General features: G+C 51.2%; 12 protein-coding genes. 11 read left to right on the plus strand and 1 reads right to left on the minus strand.

Annotation, left to right across the window (positions count from 1 at the left end):
• Positions 1-34: 34 nt before the first annotated feature.
• The 3 genes from NAL19_RS08775 (at position 35) to NAL19_RS08785 (ending at position 2,789) form a co-directional block, all read left to right on the plus strand.
• Entirely contained in the window at positions 35-790 is a 756-nt protein-coding gene (locus NAL19_RS08775) for a flagellar brake protein (RefSeq protein ID WP_263059686.1), read from the plus strand.
• Between the two features lie 432 nt (positions 791-1,222).
• On the plus strand, positions 1,223-1,429 hold the full coding sequence (locus NAL19_RS08780; protein ID WP_263059448.1) for a hypothetical protein: 207 nt from the start codon (positions 1,223-1,225) through the stop codon (positions 1,427-1,429).
• Complete coding sequence (locus NAL19_RS08785; protein WP_263059449.1) at positions 1,419-2,789, plus strand: APC family permease; 1,371 nt, start codon at positions 1,419-1,421, stop codon at positions 2,787-2,789. The genes NAL19_RS08780 and NAL19_RS08785 overlap by 11 nt, the downstream gene beginning before the upstream one ends.
• Before the next feature lie 247 nt (positions 2,790-3,036).
• On the opposite strand, the gene sbcB is transcribed toward NAL19_RS08785, so the two are convergent.
• A complete protein-coding gene (gene sbcB / locus NAL19_RS08790; protein ID WP_263059450.1) occupies positions 3,037-4,464 on the minus strand; it encodes an exodeoxyribonuclease I in 1,428 nt (475 codons plus the stop codon).
• A 289-nt stretch (positions 4,465-4,753) separates the two neighbouring features.
• Between sbcB and NAL19_RS08795 the strand changes: the two genes are divergently transcribed.
• The 8 genes from NAL19_RS08795 to lpxK all read left to right on the plus strand — a co-directional run bounded on the left by NAL19_RS08795 (position 4,754) and on the right by lpxK (position 14,320).
• A complete protein-coding gene (locus NAL19_RS08795) occupies positions 4,754-5,704 on the plus strand; it encodes a siderophore ABC transporter substrate-binding protein (protein ID WP_180741229.1) in 951 nt (316 codons plus the stop codon).
• A 21-nt stretch (positions 5,705-5,725) separates the two neighbouring features.
• A complete protein-coding gene (locus NAL19_RS08800; protein ID WP_263059687.1) occupies positions 5,726-6,685 on the plus strand; it encodes an ABC transporter permease in 960 nt (319 codons plus the stop codon).
• Positions 6,675-7,682: an iron chelate uptake ABC transporter family permease subunit gene (locus tag NAL19_RS08805; RefSeq protein WP_411561423.1), complete on the plus strand. Its 1,008-nt coding sequence runs from the start codon at positions 6,675-6,677 to the stop codon at positions 7,680-7,682. Before NAL19_RS08800 ends, NAL19_RS08805 begins: the two co-directional genes overlap by 11 nt.
• Positions 7,679-8,437, plus strand: coding sequence for an ABC transporter ATP-binding protein (locus NAL19_RS08810; protein WP_039300599.1), 759 nt, complete (start codon positions 7,679-7,681; stop codon positions 8,435-8,437). The genes NAL19_RS08805 and NAL19_RS08810 overlap by 4 nt, the downstream gene beginning before the upstream one ends.
• Before the next feature lie 133 nt (positions 8,438-8,570).
• Positions 8,571-8,888, plus strand: coding sequence for a PTS system regulator TmaR (gene tmaR, locus NAL19_RS08815; RefSeq protein ID WP_039276381.1), 318 nt, complete (start codon positions 8,571-8,573; stop codon positions 8,886-8,888).
• A gap of 374 nt (positions 8,889-9,262) precedes the next feature.
• The gene (locus tag NAL19_RS08820; RefSeq protein ID WP_263059689.1) at positions 9,263-11,536 is read left to right on the plus strand and encodes a ComEC family protein; all 2,274 of its coding nucleotides are present in this window, start codon (positions 9,263-9,265) and stop codon (positions 11,534-11,536) included.
• 37 nt (positions 11,537-11,573) lie between these two features.
• The gene (gene msbA, locus NAL19_RS08825) at positions 11,574-13,322 is read left to right on the plus strand and encodes a lipid A ABC transporter ATP-binding protein/permease MsbA (protein ID WP_263059690.1); all 1,749 of its coding nucleotides are present in this window, start codon (positions 11,574-11,576) and stop codon (positions 13,320-13,322) included.
• Entirely contained in the window at positions 13,319-14,320 is a 1,002-nt protein-coding gene (lpxK, locus tag NAL19_RS08830; RefSeq protein ID WP_263059451.1) for a tetraacyldisaccharide 4'-kinase, read from the plus strand. The genes msbA and lpxK overlap by 4 nt, the downstream gene beginning before the upstream one ends.
• Positions 14,321-14,395: the final 75 nt, after the last annotated feature.

The raw sequence follows: 14,395 nt of genomic DNA on the forward strand, positions 1-14,395 counted from the left end.
GCCATTGGCACATAATCATGTAAAAATGGTGGGGATGAAAGCGGTGAATGAAAATTTGAAAGAGCAGTTTGTTAAGCGCAACAAACTGGCTATCTGTGCAACGCTACGCGAATTAAAGAAGAATGACACATCTCTGATGGTTCATCATTCTCACGGTCAGTTCATCAGTAAAATTCTTGACGTTGTCCCTGACAACAACCTGTTTGTCTTCGATTTAGGCGGTATTGAGCGTGAAAACAACCTCGCACTGTGTGCAGGTTCGCTGTCTTTCGTCGCAGAGCCTGCTGGTGCAAAAGTCGAATTTAATGCCGAAATCGCGAAAACGGTGACTTACGACGGTCTGCCTGCCTTCAGCGCGCAAATTCCTGAGCTGCTTTATCTTATCCAACGCAGAACCTATTTCCGCATCAATACACCGCTGTGGCCACCGTTGACGTGCCGTGGCGAGCTGCCGGATGAGAGTGTTTTCCTGTTTACGATTAAAGACCTCTCTCTGGGCGGGTTGAGTCTGTATACCGACCGTGACACGACAGGGCTGTTGACCGAAGGCGACATTATCAAGAGCGTGGAGATGGATCTTGCTGACCACGGTTTCTTCTGCGTTGATTTGCAGTTCGTCGGTCAGGCAATGGTGAAAGTTGTCGATAATAAAGGCGAAGTGAAACTCACACAGCGTCTGAGCTTCAAGTTCCCGTCACTGAATGCGGCACAAGAGCGGGATCTTCAGCAGGTGATTTTTGAGCTGGAAAGATTACAAAACGAAAAGAAAAAGCGGTTCCAGGAGTTGTAATTTTTAAGCACAACGTTTTGTGTAGGCTTCACACAGAGCAGCAACGTTTCTCATAATAAGTATTAACGTATTTACCCTAAATATTTCAAGCTGTAGAACAAAACATGACTGTTTTATATGTACAAAACCCATGTGTCGGTTGCTTGATGTATAACGGCGATAAATAAATTGTTTCCAACGTTCTCAGAGCCTTGTCAGAAGAGATCGTCTGGTGCAGAATACGCGCCTTGCAAATAACCGACGTCTAATAGCGTCGGTTATTTTTTTACATTTATGCTCGTCAACCTTCAGGGTTACAGGGGTATTGGTGTGGTTTCTTGCCTTCTCTGTCGCCCAGGTTTGCTGGGTATAGGGTCTTCAACCAAAGAGGCCGGACAACGATCCGGATAGATAATTTTGTGTGTGCCTGTGAGCACAGTGAGGAAAGGAAAGATGGGGCAATCAGTAAGTTTCGCACCGGTGCCCGCCGGTTTGGGCTGCAAAGGTATTGGTTATGGCGCGACGCCGTCGCAAGTTATTTCTGGTGCTGTTACAGCTACCTCTTCTCATCGTGATTCAGGCGAGCCCTGTATCCATTCATTTGTTTCCGGTGCGTATGCGCTTGCCGTGATGAACGGAGGTGTGCGTCATGTCGCTTGATTCTCAACTGCCTAATGCTGGCGCCAAACGTGCTCAACTAAAAAGAACGCTCACGCTGTGGCCTGTCGTAATGATGGGGCTGGCGTACATGCAGCCGATGACCATTTTTGATACCTTCGGTATCGTGTCTGGCCTGACTGATGGCCATGTGGCGACCGCCTATGCGTTTGCGCTGGTCGCCATCCTGTTCACGGCGCTGAGCTACGGCAAATTGGTAAAACGTTTCCCGTCTGCGGGATCGGCTTATACCTATGCGCAGAAAGCGATCAGCCCGCACGTTGGGTTTATGGTCGGCTGGTCATCACTGCTGGACTATCTGTTCATGCCGATGATCAACATTCTGTTGGCGAAAATCTATCTGGAAGCCATCTTCCCCGGCGTGCCGTCATGGATTTTTGTCGCGGCGCTGGTTGGGCTGATGACGTTGTTTAACCTGCGTGGCATTAATCTGGTTGCTAACCTGAACTCCATTATCGTGGTAGTACAGGTCGCTATCATGGCGGTGTTCCTGGGTCTGGTGATCCACGGTGTTTATCTGGGTGAAGGTGCGGGTACGCTGACCAGCACACGTCCATTCTGGTCTGAGAACGCGCATGTGGTGCCGATGATTACCGGAGCCACTATTCTCTGTTTCTCGTTCCTGGGTTTTGACGGCATTAGTTCTCTGTCGGAAGAAACACAGGATGCCGGTCGGGTGATTCCAAAAGCCATCTTCCTGACGGCGCTGATCGGCGGCGTGATTTTTGTTGCCGTGGCGTACTTCCTGCAACTGTACTTCCCGGATATTTCCCGCTTTAAAGAGCCGGATGCCTCTCAGCCAGAAATCATGCTGTATGTTGCGGGTAAATTCTTCCAGTCCGTTATTCTGGTGTTCTCCTGCGTTACCGTGCTGGCATCGGGTATGGCCGCTCACGCGGGTGTTTCTCGTCTGATGTATGTGATGGGGCGCGATGGCGTATTCCCTGAGCGCTTCTTCGGTTATATCCATCCGAAATGGCGCACGCCAGCGCTGAACGTCCTGCTGGTTGGTGTGATTGCACTGTCTGCGGTGTCGTTCGATCTGGTGACGGCAACGGCGCTGATTAACTTCGGTGCACTGGTGGCGTTTACGTTTGTGAACCTATCGGTTATTTCACAGTTCTATATTCGTGAACGTCGTAACCGTACCGTGAAAGACACCATTAACTTCCTCGTGCTGCCCGTACTGGGCGCATTGACTGTCGGGGCGCTGTGGGTGAATCTGGAAGCCAGCTCAATGACGCTGGGTCTGGTATGGGCGACGATCGGGCTGCTCTATCTGGCGTTTGTGACGCGCAGTTTCCGCCAGCCAGTACCGCAATGCAGTGAAGAACCGGTGTAAGCCACCGACAACTTGCATGAAAGAAAAAGCGGAGCCGATGTACTCCGTTTCAGGCTGTTGAGAAGCCTATTTTCTGAACGAGAACGGGAGTAACGGAATAGAATAGTAAAGCGTTTGCGCCAGGGATGGCGCAATCCGAGCGTACAAGGATGTATTTACAGCGTCTTTACGATCTATCCGTTACTCACGCTCAACAGACTTTGTCAGTAATCTCCAGTGGAGCCAATGTGCTCCACTTTTTTATGACTTATCCCACCAGTTCCTGCGCATAGGCGTACAGCGCTTTTAGCTGTGCCATCTTCTCTTTATCGTCTTCATGCAACTGATACAAATTGCTGAGTTCTGACAGATAATCCTGCAAGCGTTCTGGCGTAAATACCATACGCCGATGTTGCAACCACCGTTGCTGTTCGCGGTCGTCCAGCGTGCCGGGAAAATTGCGAGCGCGATAGCGGAAAAATAGCGGTTCCAGGCGATTATCGGCAAACGTGAGATCCAACGCGGGAAGATTCTGCGGGGCGGTCTCCTGAATAATCTTCATCGCCATGCGATCGGCATCGCCAAAGAAGCCATCATAAAGGCGTAAATCGACATCATCAGACGCGACAAAAGCAGGCGCGTCCGCAAACAGTTCCACCACTTTTTCCCTGACGCTCGCGTTGTTGCGCAGCAGCGCCAGATTGTCCAGACAGCGTTGACGATCGATGCCTAATCTTTCCGCATCTTCTGGTCGTAAGGTATTGGCAGGCGCTAAGACCGGACACTTATTGATGTGCACCAGCTTGAGTGGAACCGCACTTTGACCGGCCTCCAGCGCATCCCGACGGGTGTATAACCGTTCACGCAATGTCTCGCTGTCCAGCTCTAGCAGCGGTGTCATATCGCCAGCCAAATCGCACATGATGACCGCGTTACGGTTGTCCGGGTGCCAGGCGAGCGGCACCACCCAACTGGTGTTGCTCCTTGCTGCGCCAAACATGCCAGACACGTGTACGAGCGGCTTCATCTGGGGGATATCGATCAGTGCAGAAATTTTATTTTTGTTGCGCAACGTGAACAAATACTCAAACAGCTTGGGCTGCGCCTGCTTAAACAGTTTTGCCATCGCAATGGTGGCATAAACGTCGGACATCGCATCATGCGCCTGTTCATGCGAGATGCCGTTGGCTTTCGTCAGGTGCTCAAGGCGGAAGCTGGGGAGGCCGTCATCATTTTCGGGCCAGACGATGCCTTCCGGGCGCAGGGCATAGCAAGCACGTAACGCATCCAGCAGATCCCAGCGAGAGTTGCCGTTTTGCCAGCTGTAAGCGTAAGGATCGTAGAAGTTACGGTAGAAAATGTTCCGACTGACTTCATCATCAAAACGTATGTTGTTGTAGCCCATAATACAGGTGCCGGGCACGCTGAATGCGTCGTGGATCTGACGAGCGAATTCTGCCTCATTGACGCCTTTTGTCAGCGCGACCTGTGGCGTGATTCCGGTGATCATCACCGCTTCCGGCTCCGGCAGGTAATCATCGGCCGGACGACAATAAATGACCAGCGGCTCACCGATAATATTGAAATCCATATCGGTACGGACACCCGCAAACTGCGCGGGGCGATCGCGCGCCGGATGTTTACCGAATGTCTCGTAGTCGTGAATGAAAAAAGTGGGTTGTGTTTTCTCGGCCATATATGCAGTTAGCTTTAGCTACGTGTATGCGCTGAGCCTGACGTCAGGCAAACAGACTGGAAAGTGGCAAGGATACCATTGAATCGGCTTTTCTGTGGTGCTTTCCTGATGTGCATCATTTCTCTGACTTACATCACTTCTCTGACTTACATCAAAAGAAGGGTAGACATAATCGCTAGGCATGAGTGTGTCCATTCGGTTACAATTTTCGTTTTAATGCGAATGATAATTAAATTCGATACTTTGCGATGTAATTCGCACTGCTTAATGCCGAAATAAGGAGAAAGGAATGCGGTTTCCCTCAATGATTAAAATGACGCTGCTGGCTTCCGCGTTAGTGGTGGCTGGCTGCGATCAGGCTGATTCACCATCTGCGGCAAGCCAAACTGTGGCGATTGAACATACAAAAGGTGTCACGCAGGTTCCCGTGAATCCGAAAAAAGTCATTGTGTTTGATACCGCCATTCTGGATACGATGACCGCGCTGAACATCGATGTCGCTGGCGTGCCACAAGGCGACGCAAAAATATTTCCAGATGTTCTCGCGCAATACCGGGACAGTAAGTACCTGAATGCTGGCACGTTGTTTGAACCTAATTATGAAGCTATCAGCAGTGCTGCGCCGGATTTGATTATTGGTGGCGGTCGCGCTCGTGATGCTTATGACAAATTAAATGCTATCGCACCAACGATTGCGCTAGATATCGATGATCGTCAATTTATGACCAGTTTTACGCAGCGAGTGGAACAACTGGGTGAGATTTTTAGCAAGCAGGATGAAGCTAAAGCCAAACTGGATGATTTTAAAAATCGTATCGCTCAAACGCGTGAAAAAGCCGATAAAGCAGGGTCGGCGTTATTGGTGATGGTGACGGGGGGGAAAATGTCGGCATATGGCCCGAAATCCCGTTTCGGCTTCGTTTTCGATGAGTTGGGATTTAAACCCGCGACAGAATTTCCTGAGTCCGGTCGCCACGGGAATGTGGTGACATCTGAACTGTTGTTGAGTGTCAATCCGGACTGGTTATTCGTCTTCGATCGTGACAGCGCGATTGGCAATCAGAAGGAAGGGCAATCAGCGAAGCAGGTTTTGGATAACCCATTAGTGAATAAAACCAATGCCTGGCAGAATAATCGCGTGATTTACCTGGACTCTTCTTCGATTTATATCGCGGGTGGGCTGCAAAGTTATCTGCGCCTGATCGACGATGTCAATAAAGCACTTGATGCGAAACCTTAAGACTGCATCGTGACTTCAGTAATGAAAGCGTTTTATTTTTCGGCAGGTACCATCCTCATGTTGGGGATGATTACCTGCAGTCTATTTATTGGTGCGGGACAAGTTACGCTGGATGCAGTATGGACCGACCCGATGATGCGTGACATTTTCTTTATCAGTCGTGTCCCACGTACTCTGGCGCTGTTATTGGCGGGAAGCGCCATGAGCGTTGCTGGGTTAATCATGCAACTGCTGACACAGAACCGCTTTGTTGAACCTTCACTGGCTGGTACAACGCAGTCTGCGGGGTTTGGCTTGCTGGTGGTGATGGTGGTTGCGCCATCTGCGTCCTTGATGGTGAAGATGGTCGTCGCCAGCGTGTTTGCCATGATTGGTACGCTGCTGTTTATGATGCTGTTGCGTCGTATTGTCCTCAAATCGGCGTTGGTTGTGCCGCTGGTCGGGATCATGTTTGGCGCTGTCATCGGTGCGGTAACGACATTCGGTGCCATGCATTATGACTTGTTACAGTCGCTCGGTAGCTGGGAAGCCGGGGATTTTTCCGGAATTTTGCAAGGCCGATATGAGTTGCTCTGGCTGGTAGGAATCCTGACGTTATTAGCGTGTTGGACGGCAGACCGTTTTACTGTTGCTGGAATGGGGCGGGAGTTCTCCGTCAATGTTGGCCTGAATTACCGGCAGGTTATGTTGCTGGGGCTCTCTATCATTGCGGTGATCAGCGGTGTCGTCGTCGTTGTCGTCGGCGCATTACCGTTTTTGGGACTGATTGTGCCAAACCTGATTAGCATGATCATCGGCGATAATGTGCGGAAAACTATCCCCTGGGTGTGTTTGCTTGGCGGTGGGCTTGTGCTGCTATGCGATATCATTGGTCGTGTGGTGCGTTACCCGTTCGAGATTCCAGTGAGCGTCATTCTGGGTGTGATCGGTGCTGTCGTGTTCCTTACCCTGTTGTTGAGTCAGAAACGCCATGTCAGTTAATGAATTTAAGGTTGATACCCGCCCTGCAACAGCGCCAGTCGAGCCCAGCGCCGCGCCTTATCGGCGTTTATGGTGGTTGAGTGCGGGAGCATTAGCGATAATCGTCGTGTTCATGACCATCAATCTGGGGGGGAACCTACGCTATATCCTGATACACCGAGGGCAGATTTTATCTACGATGATATTGGTGGCGTTTGCTGCCAGTGTATCAACGGTATTGTTCCAGACGGTGACCAATAACCGCATTCTGACCCCATCTATCATGGGATTTGAAGCGTTGTTTGTCCTGTTGCAAACGATGGTGTTGTTCTTTTTCGGCGTGCAAGGTATTTCAGCGGTTGGCGTCAGTGGTAAGTTTGTCTTCGAAGCATTGTTGTTGGTTCTGTTCTCCTCGCTACTTTATCGCTGGTTGTTCACCGGTCGCCACAGCAATCTGCATTTGGTTCTGCTGGTCGGGATCATTTGCGGTACGTTGTTTCGCAGTGCGTCAAGCCTGATGCAACGTCTCTTAACGCCCAGTGAATTCGCCGTGTTACAGGGGCGAATGTTCGCCACATTTACTCGAGCAGCCCCAGAATTAATTGCGCTATCAGCGGTCATCATCTTGATTGTGGCGCTGTTCGTGTGGCGGTTGCGTTTCCAATTAGATGTGTTGGCGTTGGGGAAAAATACGGCGATTAATCTGGGAATCGCCTACAAGCGCCATGTCACCATCGTACTGTTATTGGTATCCATACTTGTCGCTATTTCGACGGCATTGGTGGGGCCTCTGACCTTTTTAGGGTTCATGGTTGCGAATTTAGCCTATCTGATCGCGGGATCCAGCCAACATCGTATTCTTCTCCCAACGGCGTTTTTGCTTGGCATTATCGCATTAGTGGGCGGGCAACTGATTTTGGAGCATCTGCTTGGCATGGCTGGTGCGCTCTCTGTCGTCCTCGAATTTATCGGTGGGTCGCTGTTTATTGTGTTGCTACTGAAAAAGGTTTCCGTGTGATTGAGATCGGCAATGTAACCAAAACGTATAATAACGTGACGGTATTAAATAATGTCACGGCGACGGTGCCTCGCGGCGGCGTCACGTCGATAATTGGCCCGAACGGTGCGGGGAAGTCGACATTGTTGTCCATCATTAGCCGTTTACTGGAAGCGGATCGCGGACAGGTAAAAGTTAACGGCATGGATGTGATGACAACGCCAAGCGATAAGCTTGCCACCTGTTTGTCCGTGCTGCGGCAGGAAAACCAGTTTACCAGCCGCTTAACGGTTGCCGAACTGGTAGGTTTTGGCCGTTATCCTTACACCAAAGGGCGGCTGAACGCTGATGACCGTGAGCGCATCAGCGCTGCGTTGGCGTTCCTCAATCTGACTGAATTGAAAGATCGTTTTTTAGATGAGCTTTCCGGCGGCCAACGGCAGCGTGCTTATGTCGCGATGGTGCTGTGTCAGGACACGGAATACGTGCTGCTGGATGAACCACTGAATAATCTGGATATGAAACACGCGGTGGCGATGATGAAGCAGATCCGCCGGGCGGCGGATGAACTAGGCAAAACCATTGTGCTGGTTATCCACGATATCAACTTTGCTTCTGCCTATTCAGACTACATTATTGCGATGCGTAAAGGGCAGATCATCTACACGGGAAAACCGGAGGACATCATGGTGTCCGACGTTCTGGAAGATATTTTCGATACTGAAGTGGCCATTGAAGAGGTTCATAATCAGCGTATCGCGGTATATTACCGTTAATGGTTTGATGACAGATTATCCGCTCGGCGGGGCGTTTGCGCAAAGGGCGTAAGCACCGCTTGAAAGACGCTGGGTATAACCTGTATGGTGAATGCATAAAGAATTTATGTATGACTTAAGGTAAGGGTAAAAGATGGATAAGGACACTAAGCCGTGTTTCCAGGATGTGCTGGAATTCGTGCGCATGTTTCGTCGTAAAAACAAACTTCAGCGTGAAATCGTCGACAACGAAAAGAAAATTCGCGATAACCAGAAGCGCGTTCTGCTGCTGGACAACCTGAGCGAATATCTGAAACCGGGTATGTCCATTGAGGACGTGCAAAATATCATCGCCAACATGCGCAGTGATTACGAAGATCGCGTTGATGACTACATCATCAAGAACGCCGATCTCTCGAAAGAACGCCGTGAGCTGTCTAAAAAGCTGAAAGCGATGGGCGAAGTTAAGTAACCTAACGTCCCGTTTTTACGGGGAAACTGCTTTCTGCTGTAAATGGTTTTTTACTGTAAAAGGATCGCTTCTGCGGTCCTTTTTCTTTTGGCTTTTACGCCACATCCTGCCTTTTTACCTACCCACTTGTTTGAGCGTCGGTGACGGCCGTTAATGATTTTGTCGCTGATGATGCCAAACGCTGTGAGAACTGGAATCCAGCTCGCACGCCGAATGTCATTCTTTGCAATGTTGCCGCTTTCTTGCGAGGCATTTTCCTACCTGAGTTTTTCGTTCTGTTGCATGAGGTTGAGTTATTGCAACATTCCTGAGCGAATAACAGGGAAAGAGGGAAAGGTGTGTAATGGAAAGGGACGATATCAGTAAAAGTGATGATGTCGGTAAATAGTCTGGCGTGGGCCAGCGTGCTGGGTATCCTACCGCTGTTTTTTTTGCCGCAGCTGCCAGCGCCAACGCTGTTGTGGTGGGGCGTTGGGCTATCGACCTGTGTGGCGCTGGGCGGATCTGGTCAAACAAGGGCACGGTTTGTCGCCCTTGTTGCCGTGAGTTTTTGTTGGGCAGCGTTGAATGCTCAAACCTTATTACTACAAATCGATCGCTTCACGCAGGATTCCGTTAATGCTGTCGTGACAGTAAGCAGCATACGGTTCAGTGAACACGCTGATGATGGGCTCACGGTTCGGCTGGAAGAGATCAATCAGCGGCGAATCTTCCCACCGCTATATGCTCAACTGACCCTGTCATCGGCGATGGAAAACTGGTGCGGTGGTCAACGCTGGGCGATAACCGCCAGTTTTCGTCCTATCCATAGCCGGCTAAATGAAGGCGGCTTTGATAGCCAGCGCTGGGCGATAGCCAAACGACAACCGTTATCAGGCCGTGTACTCGCGGCAAAGGTCGCTGATAGCCGCTGTGATTTCCGCCAGCGCACGATCACTCAGGCGGAACAGCAACTACAGGGGTTAGCGTGGCGTTCTATTTTGCTGGCGCTGACGTTTGGCGAGATGAAAACGGTTAGCTCAGAGCTCAAGGCGCTCCTTCAGAATACCGGTACGATGCACCTGATGGCGATCTCCGGTCTGCATATTGTGCTTGCGGGGCTGGTTGGATGGGGAATGGCGCGGGCGTTGCAGTATGGCTTTCCCGTGCAGTGGATTGGCTATCGTTTCCCATTGATCGCGAGTGTCGTAGTTGCCTGGGGATATGTCTGGCTGGCTGGGGGGAACCCTCCGGCGGTGCGATCGGCGCTGGCGCTTAGCGTATGGCTCTGCCTGAAAATCTGGGGCGTTAACTGCTCAGCCTGGCAGGTCTGGCTATGGTGCGTTGCGCTGATTCTGGTCAGCGATCCGTTAAGCGTGCTGTCAGACAGCTTCTGGCTATCCTGTCTCGCGGTGGCATCGCTCATTTTCTGGTTTCAGTGGGCGCCGCTTCCTCATCGATTACAGACGCGGCACCGATGGTTCTGGCTACGTTGGGTTCATCTGCAAACGGGAATCACTCTACTATTGATGCCCTTGCAGCTTCATATTTTCCACGGCTTTAGCATCACCTCTCTGCCAGCCAACTTATGGGCGGTGCCTTTAGTGTCTTTCGTGACAACGCCGCTTATTTTGCTGGCGTTGAGCACGATGGCATCTGCGCCGCTGAGCGGCATGCTCTGGTGGCTGGCGGATGTTTCGCTGCGAGTGGTGTTCGCACCGCTGACGTATCTGCAAACGGGTTGGGTATACCTCGATGCATCGCTGCTGCTAGGGAGCGTCGCGGGATGGGGGGCGGTTGTCATATGGCGTTTTCGCTGGTGGCGAATGTATCCGATGAGTGTCGGCGTGCTGATTCTGGTTTTACTCGCTTTCCGTATAAAGAGCGATGAACCGGATTGGCGTGTGGACATGTTGGATGTCGGCCACGGCCTGGCCATCGTGATTGAGCAACGTGGAAAGGCGGTGCTGTACGATACGGGAAATCGCTGGGAAGGGGGCGATATGGCGACGCGAGAAATTTTGCCTTACCTACGCTGGCGGGGAGTCGACGTAGAAAGCATTATCCTGAGCCATAGTCATATGGATCATATCGGGGGGCTGGAGACGCTACAGACAGCCTACCCTGAAGCAACGATATATAGCGCCACCAACGCGATGAATCATCGTCCTTGTCTACGCGGTGAGCGTTGGCGCTGGCAGGATCTGACGTTTACCGTGCTGTGGCCGCTAGCGCTCGTTGAACGAGCGGAAAACAACGACTCCTGTGTGATCCGCGTTGATGATGGTAAACATCGTGTTTTATTAACGGGCGACCTGGAATCGGATGCGGAAAGGGCATTGATTCAGCTAGAGCGTAGCGCGCTGCGTGCGAATTTGTTACAAATCCCTCATCATGGCAGTAAGACATCCTCCTCCCCTCCCTTCATTCGTGCGGTGAATGCCGAGTTCGTTATCGCCTCGGCGGCACGCTATAACCCGTGGCGGCTGCCTTCAGTAAAGATTGTTGAACGATACCAGCAATATGGTTACTCATGGTTTGATACTGCGTCATTTGGTCAGCTAAGTGCACGTTTTTTCAGCGATTCATGGCACATTCTGCGGTTCAGGGATCACATATCGCCTCGTTGGTATCATCAGTGGTTTGGCGTAGGGCGGTATAATGAGTAAAATGGTCGGCTATTTCTTCCCGTTTCAGGTTTACTACATGCTGAATGATAAAGATCTCTCCACCTGGCAGACCTTTCGCCGCCTATGGCCGATGATCTCTCCTTTTAAGGCAGGGCTTGCTGCTGCTGCAATTGCACTCATCATTAACGCAGCCGGCGATACCTTGATGCTCTCCCTGCTTAAGCCCTTACTGGATGAAGGATTTGGTAAAGCGGAACGTTCTGTATTGCTCTGGATGCCACTGGTCGTCATTGGTTTGATGTTAGTAAGAGGGGCCTCGGGCTTCGTGTCCAGCTACTGCGTCGCCTGGGTTTCAGGCAAGGTGGTGATGAATATGCGTCGCCGTCTCTTCTCCCATATTATGGGGATGCCAGTTGCGTTCTTTGACCAGCAGTCAACCGGAACGCTGCTTTCCCGTATTACCTACGACTCAGAGCAGGTTGCTGCGTCGTCATCTGGTGCATTGATTACCGTCGTCAGGGAAGGTGCCTCGATTATCGGGCTGTTTGTTCTGATGTTCTATTACAGTTGGCAGTTGTCCATCATTCTGATTGTGATTGCGCCGATCGTATCTATCGCCATGCGCATGGTGTCCAAACGCTTCAGAAATATTAGTAAGAACATGCAGGACACGATGGGGCACGTCACCACCAGCACCGAGCAAATGTTGAAAGGCCATAAAGAAGTGCTGATGTTTGGCGGTCAGGAAGTTGAAACCAAGCGTTTTGATCAGGTCAGTAACCGGATGCGCCAGCAGGGCATGAAAATGGTATCCGCTTCATCGATTTCCGATCCTATCATCCAGCTAATCGCTTCGCTGGCGTTAGCATTTGTACTGTATGCCGCCAGCTTCCCTAGCGTGATGGAAACGTTGACTGCCGGGACGATCACGGTGGTGTTCTCTTCCATGATCGCGCTGATGCGCCCGTTAAAATCACTGACCAACGTGAATGCGCAGTTCCAACGTGGGATGGCGGCATGCCAGACGTTGTTTGCGATTCTTGACATGGAACTGGAGCGCGATACGGGTAAACGTGAAATCGAACGAGCGAAAGGGGAACTCGAATTCCGTCAGGTGAATTTCGCTTATCCGGGCAGAGAAAACCTGGCGCTGAACAATATCAATCTGCATATCCCCGTAGGTAAAACGGTGGCGTTGGTGGGGCGTTCCGGTTCGGGTAAATCAACGATTGCCAGTTTGATTACACGTTTTTACGACATTCAATCAGGTGAAATTCTGCTTGATGGCCACGATTTACGCGAGTATCGCCTGTCCTCCTTGCGTAACCAGGTGGCACTGGTTTCTCAAAACGTGCATTTGTTTAACGATACGATAGCGAACAATATCGCCTATGCTCGCAATGAGCACTATAGCCGTGAGGAAATTGAGCGCGCGGCGAAAATGGCGCATGCGATGGATTTCATCAACAAGATGGAACATGGTCTGGATACGGTGATTGGTGAAAATGGTGTAATGCTTTCTGGCGGACAGCGGCAGCGTATTGCGATTGCCCGTGCGCTGTTGCGCGACAGCCCGATCCTGATATTGGATGAGGCCACCTCTGCGTTGGACACGGAATCGGAACGCGCGATTCAGGCGGCATTAGACGAACTGCAAAAAGATCGTACTGCTCTGGTGATTGCACACCGCCTTTCCACGATTGAAAAAGCGGATGAAATTCTGGTGGTTGAAGATGGCAGAATCATTGAGCGTGGTAACCATGTTGCATTACTGGCGGCAAACGGTGCTTATGCGCAGCTACACAGAATGCAGTTTGGCGAATGATTGAACGTATCTGGTCTGGTCGCTCGCGGCTTTACTGGTTGTTGCTGCCGCTTTCGTGGCTATACGGATTCGTCACGTTTCTGATCCGCCAGAGCTATCAGTTCGGGTGGCATAAAAGCTGGCGAGCACCTGTTCCTGTCGTGGTTGTCGGAAATCTGACGGCAGGCGGCAATGGAAAGACTCCTGTGGTCATTTGGCTTGTCGAGCACCTACAGCGCAGAGGTTATCGGGTCGGCGTGGTGTCACGCGGTTACGGTGGCAAAGCTGAACGCTATCCTCTGTTACTGGATGAGTCGGTGGCGACGGCGCAGGCAGGCGATGAGCCAGTGCTGATTTTTCAACGTACTGGCGCGCCTGTTGCGGTTGCCCCTCGTCGTCGGGAGGCTGTGAGTGCATTATTGGCACAGCACACGCTAGATGTCGTGATCACCGACGATGGATTACAGCACTATGCGTTGGAAAGAGATATTGAGCTGGTTGTGATTGATGGTGTGCGTCGCTTTGGCAACGGATGGTGGCTGCCCGCAGGTCCAATGCGGGAAAGAGAAAGCCGTCTGGCCTCAGTGGATGCTGTCATTGTTAACGGCGGTACGCCGCGAACAAACGAGATAGGCATGACATTAACCGCAGGTATGGCGGTTAACTTACTTTCTGGTGAGTTCCGACCGCTGAGTCAGTTACAGGATGTGGTCGCGATGGCGGGTATCGGACATCCCCCGCGTTTTTTTGCTACGCTGCGTGAGGCTGGCGTCAGCATTGCACGTGAAATTGCCTTTGCTGACCATCAATCGTATCAGCCAGAACAGCTCGAATCGCTGACTCAGGATGCGACACAGCCGTTGATAATGACGGAAAAAGACGCCGTGAAATGTAAGGCGTTCGCTCAGGGTAACTGGTGGTATCTGCCAGTCGATGCCGTGCTCGCTGAGCCCCACGGCACGCAGTTGCTCGATAAATTGGAAAACGTGCTTAAGCAGCGTTCTGGTCGCGGAACGTAAGTCGCCGTACCACGTTTTTAGATATCTCTTAAAGATATCGCCCTGGTAGATCGCTGCCATAGCGAGAAAGAACAT

This window comes from Pectobacterium sp. F1-1 (genome assembly GCF_025643735.1).
Lineage (GTDB): Bacteria > Pseudomonadota > Gammaproteobacteria > Enterobacterales > Enterobacteriaceae > Pectobacterium > Pectobacterium colocasium.

Coding starts and splice junctions, on each gene's coding strand:
- NAL19_RS08775 (WP_263059686.1), top strand. CDS start 35: ATGAAAGCGGTGAATGAAAATTTGAAAGAGCAGTTTGTTAAGCGCAAC.
- NAL19_RS08780 (WP_263059448.1), top strand. CDS start 1,223: ATGGGGCAATCAGTAAGTTTCGCACCGGTGCCCGCCGGTTTGGGCTGC.
- NAL19_RS08785 (WP_263059449.1), top strand. CDS start 1,419: ATGTCGCTTGATTCTCAACTGCCTAATGCTGGCGCCAAACGTGCTCAA.
- sbcB (WP_263059450.1), bottom strand. CDS start 4,464: ATGGCCGAGAAAACACAACCCACTTTTTTCATTCACGACTACGAGACA.
- NAL19_RS08795 (WP_180741229.1), top strand. CDS start 4,754: ATGCGGTTTCCCTCAATGATTAAAATGACGCTGCTGGCTTCCGCGTTA.
- NAL19_RS08800 (WP_263059687.1), top strand. CDS start 5,726: ATGAAAGCGTTTTATTTTTCGGCAGGTACCATCCTCATGTTGGGGATG.
- NAL19_RS08805 (WP_411561423.1), top strand. CDS start 6,675: ATGTCAGTTAATGAATTTAAGGTTGATACCCGCCCTGCAACAGCGCCA.
- tmaR (WP_039276381.1), top strand. CDS start 8,571: ATGGATAAGGACACTAAGCCGTGTTTCCAGGATGTGCTGGAATTCGTG.
- NAL19_RS08820 (WP_263059689.1), top strand. CDS start 9,263: ATGTCGGTAAATAGTCTGGCGTGGGCCAGCGTGCTGGGTATCCTACCG.
- msbA (WP_263059690.1), top strand. CDS start 11,574: ATGCTGAATGATAAAGATCTCTCCACCTGGCAGACCTTTCGCCGCCTA.
- lpxK (WP_263059451.1), top strand. CDS start 13,319: ATGATTGAACGTATCTGGTCTGGTCGCTCGCGGCTTTACTGGTTGTTG.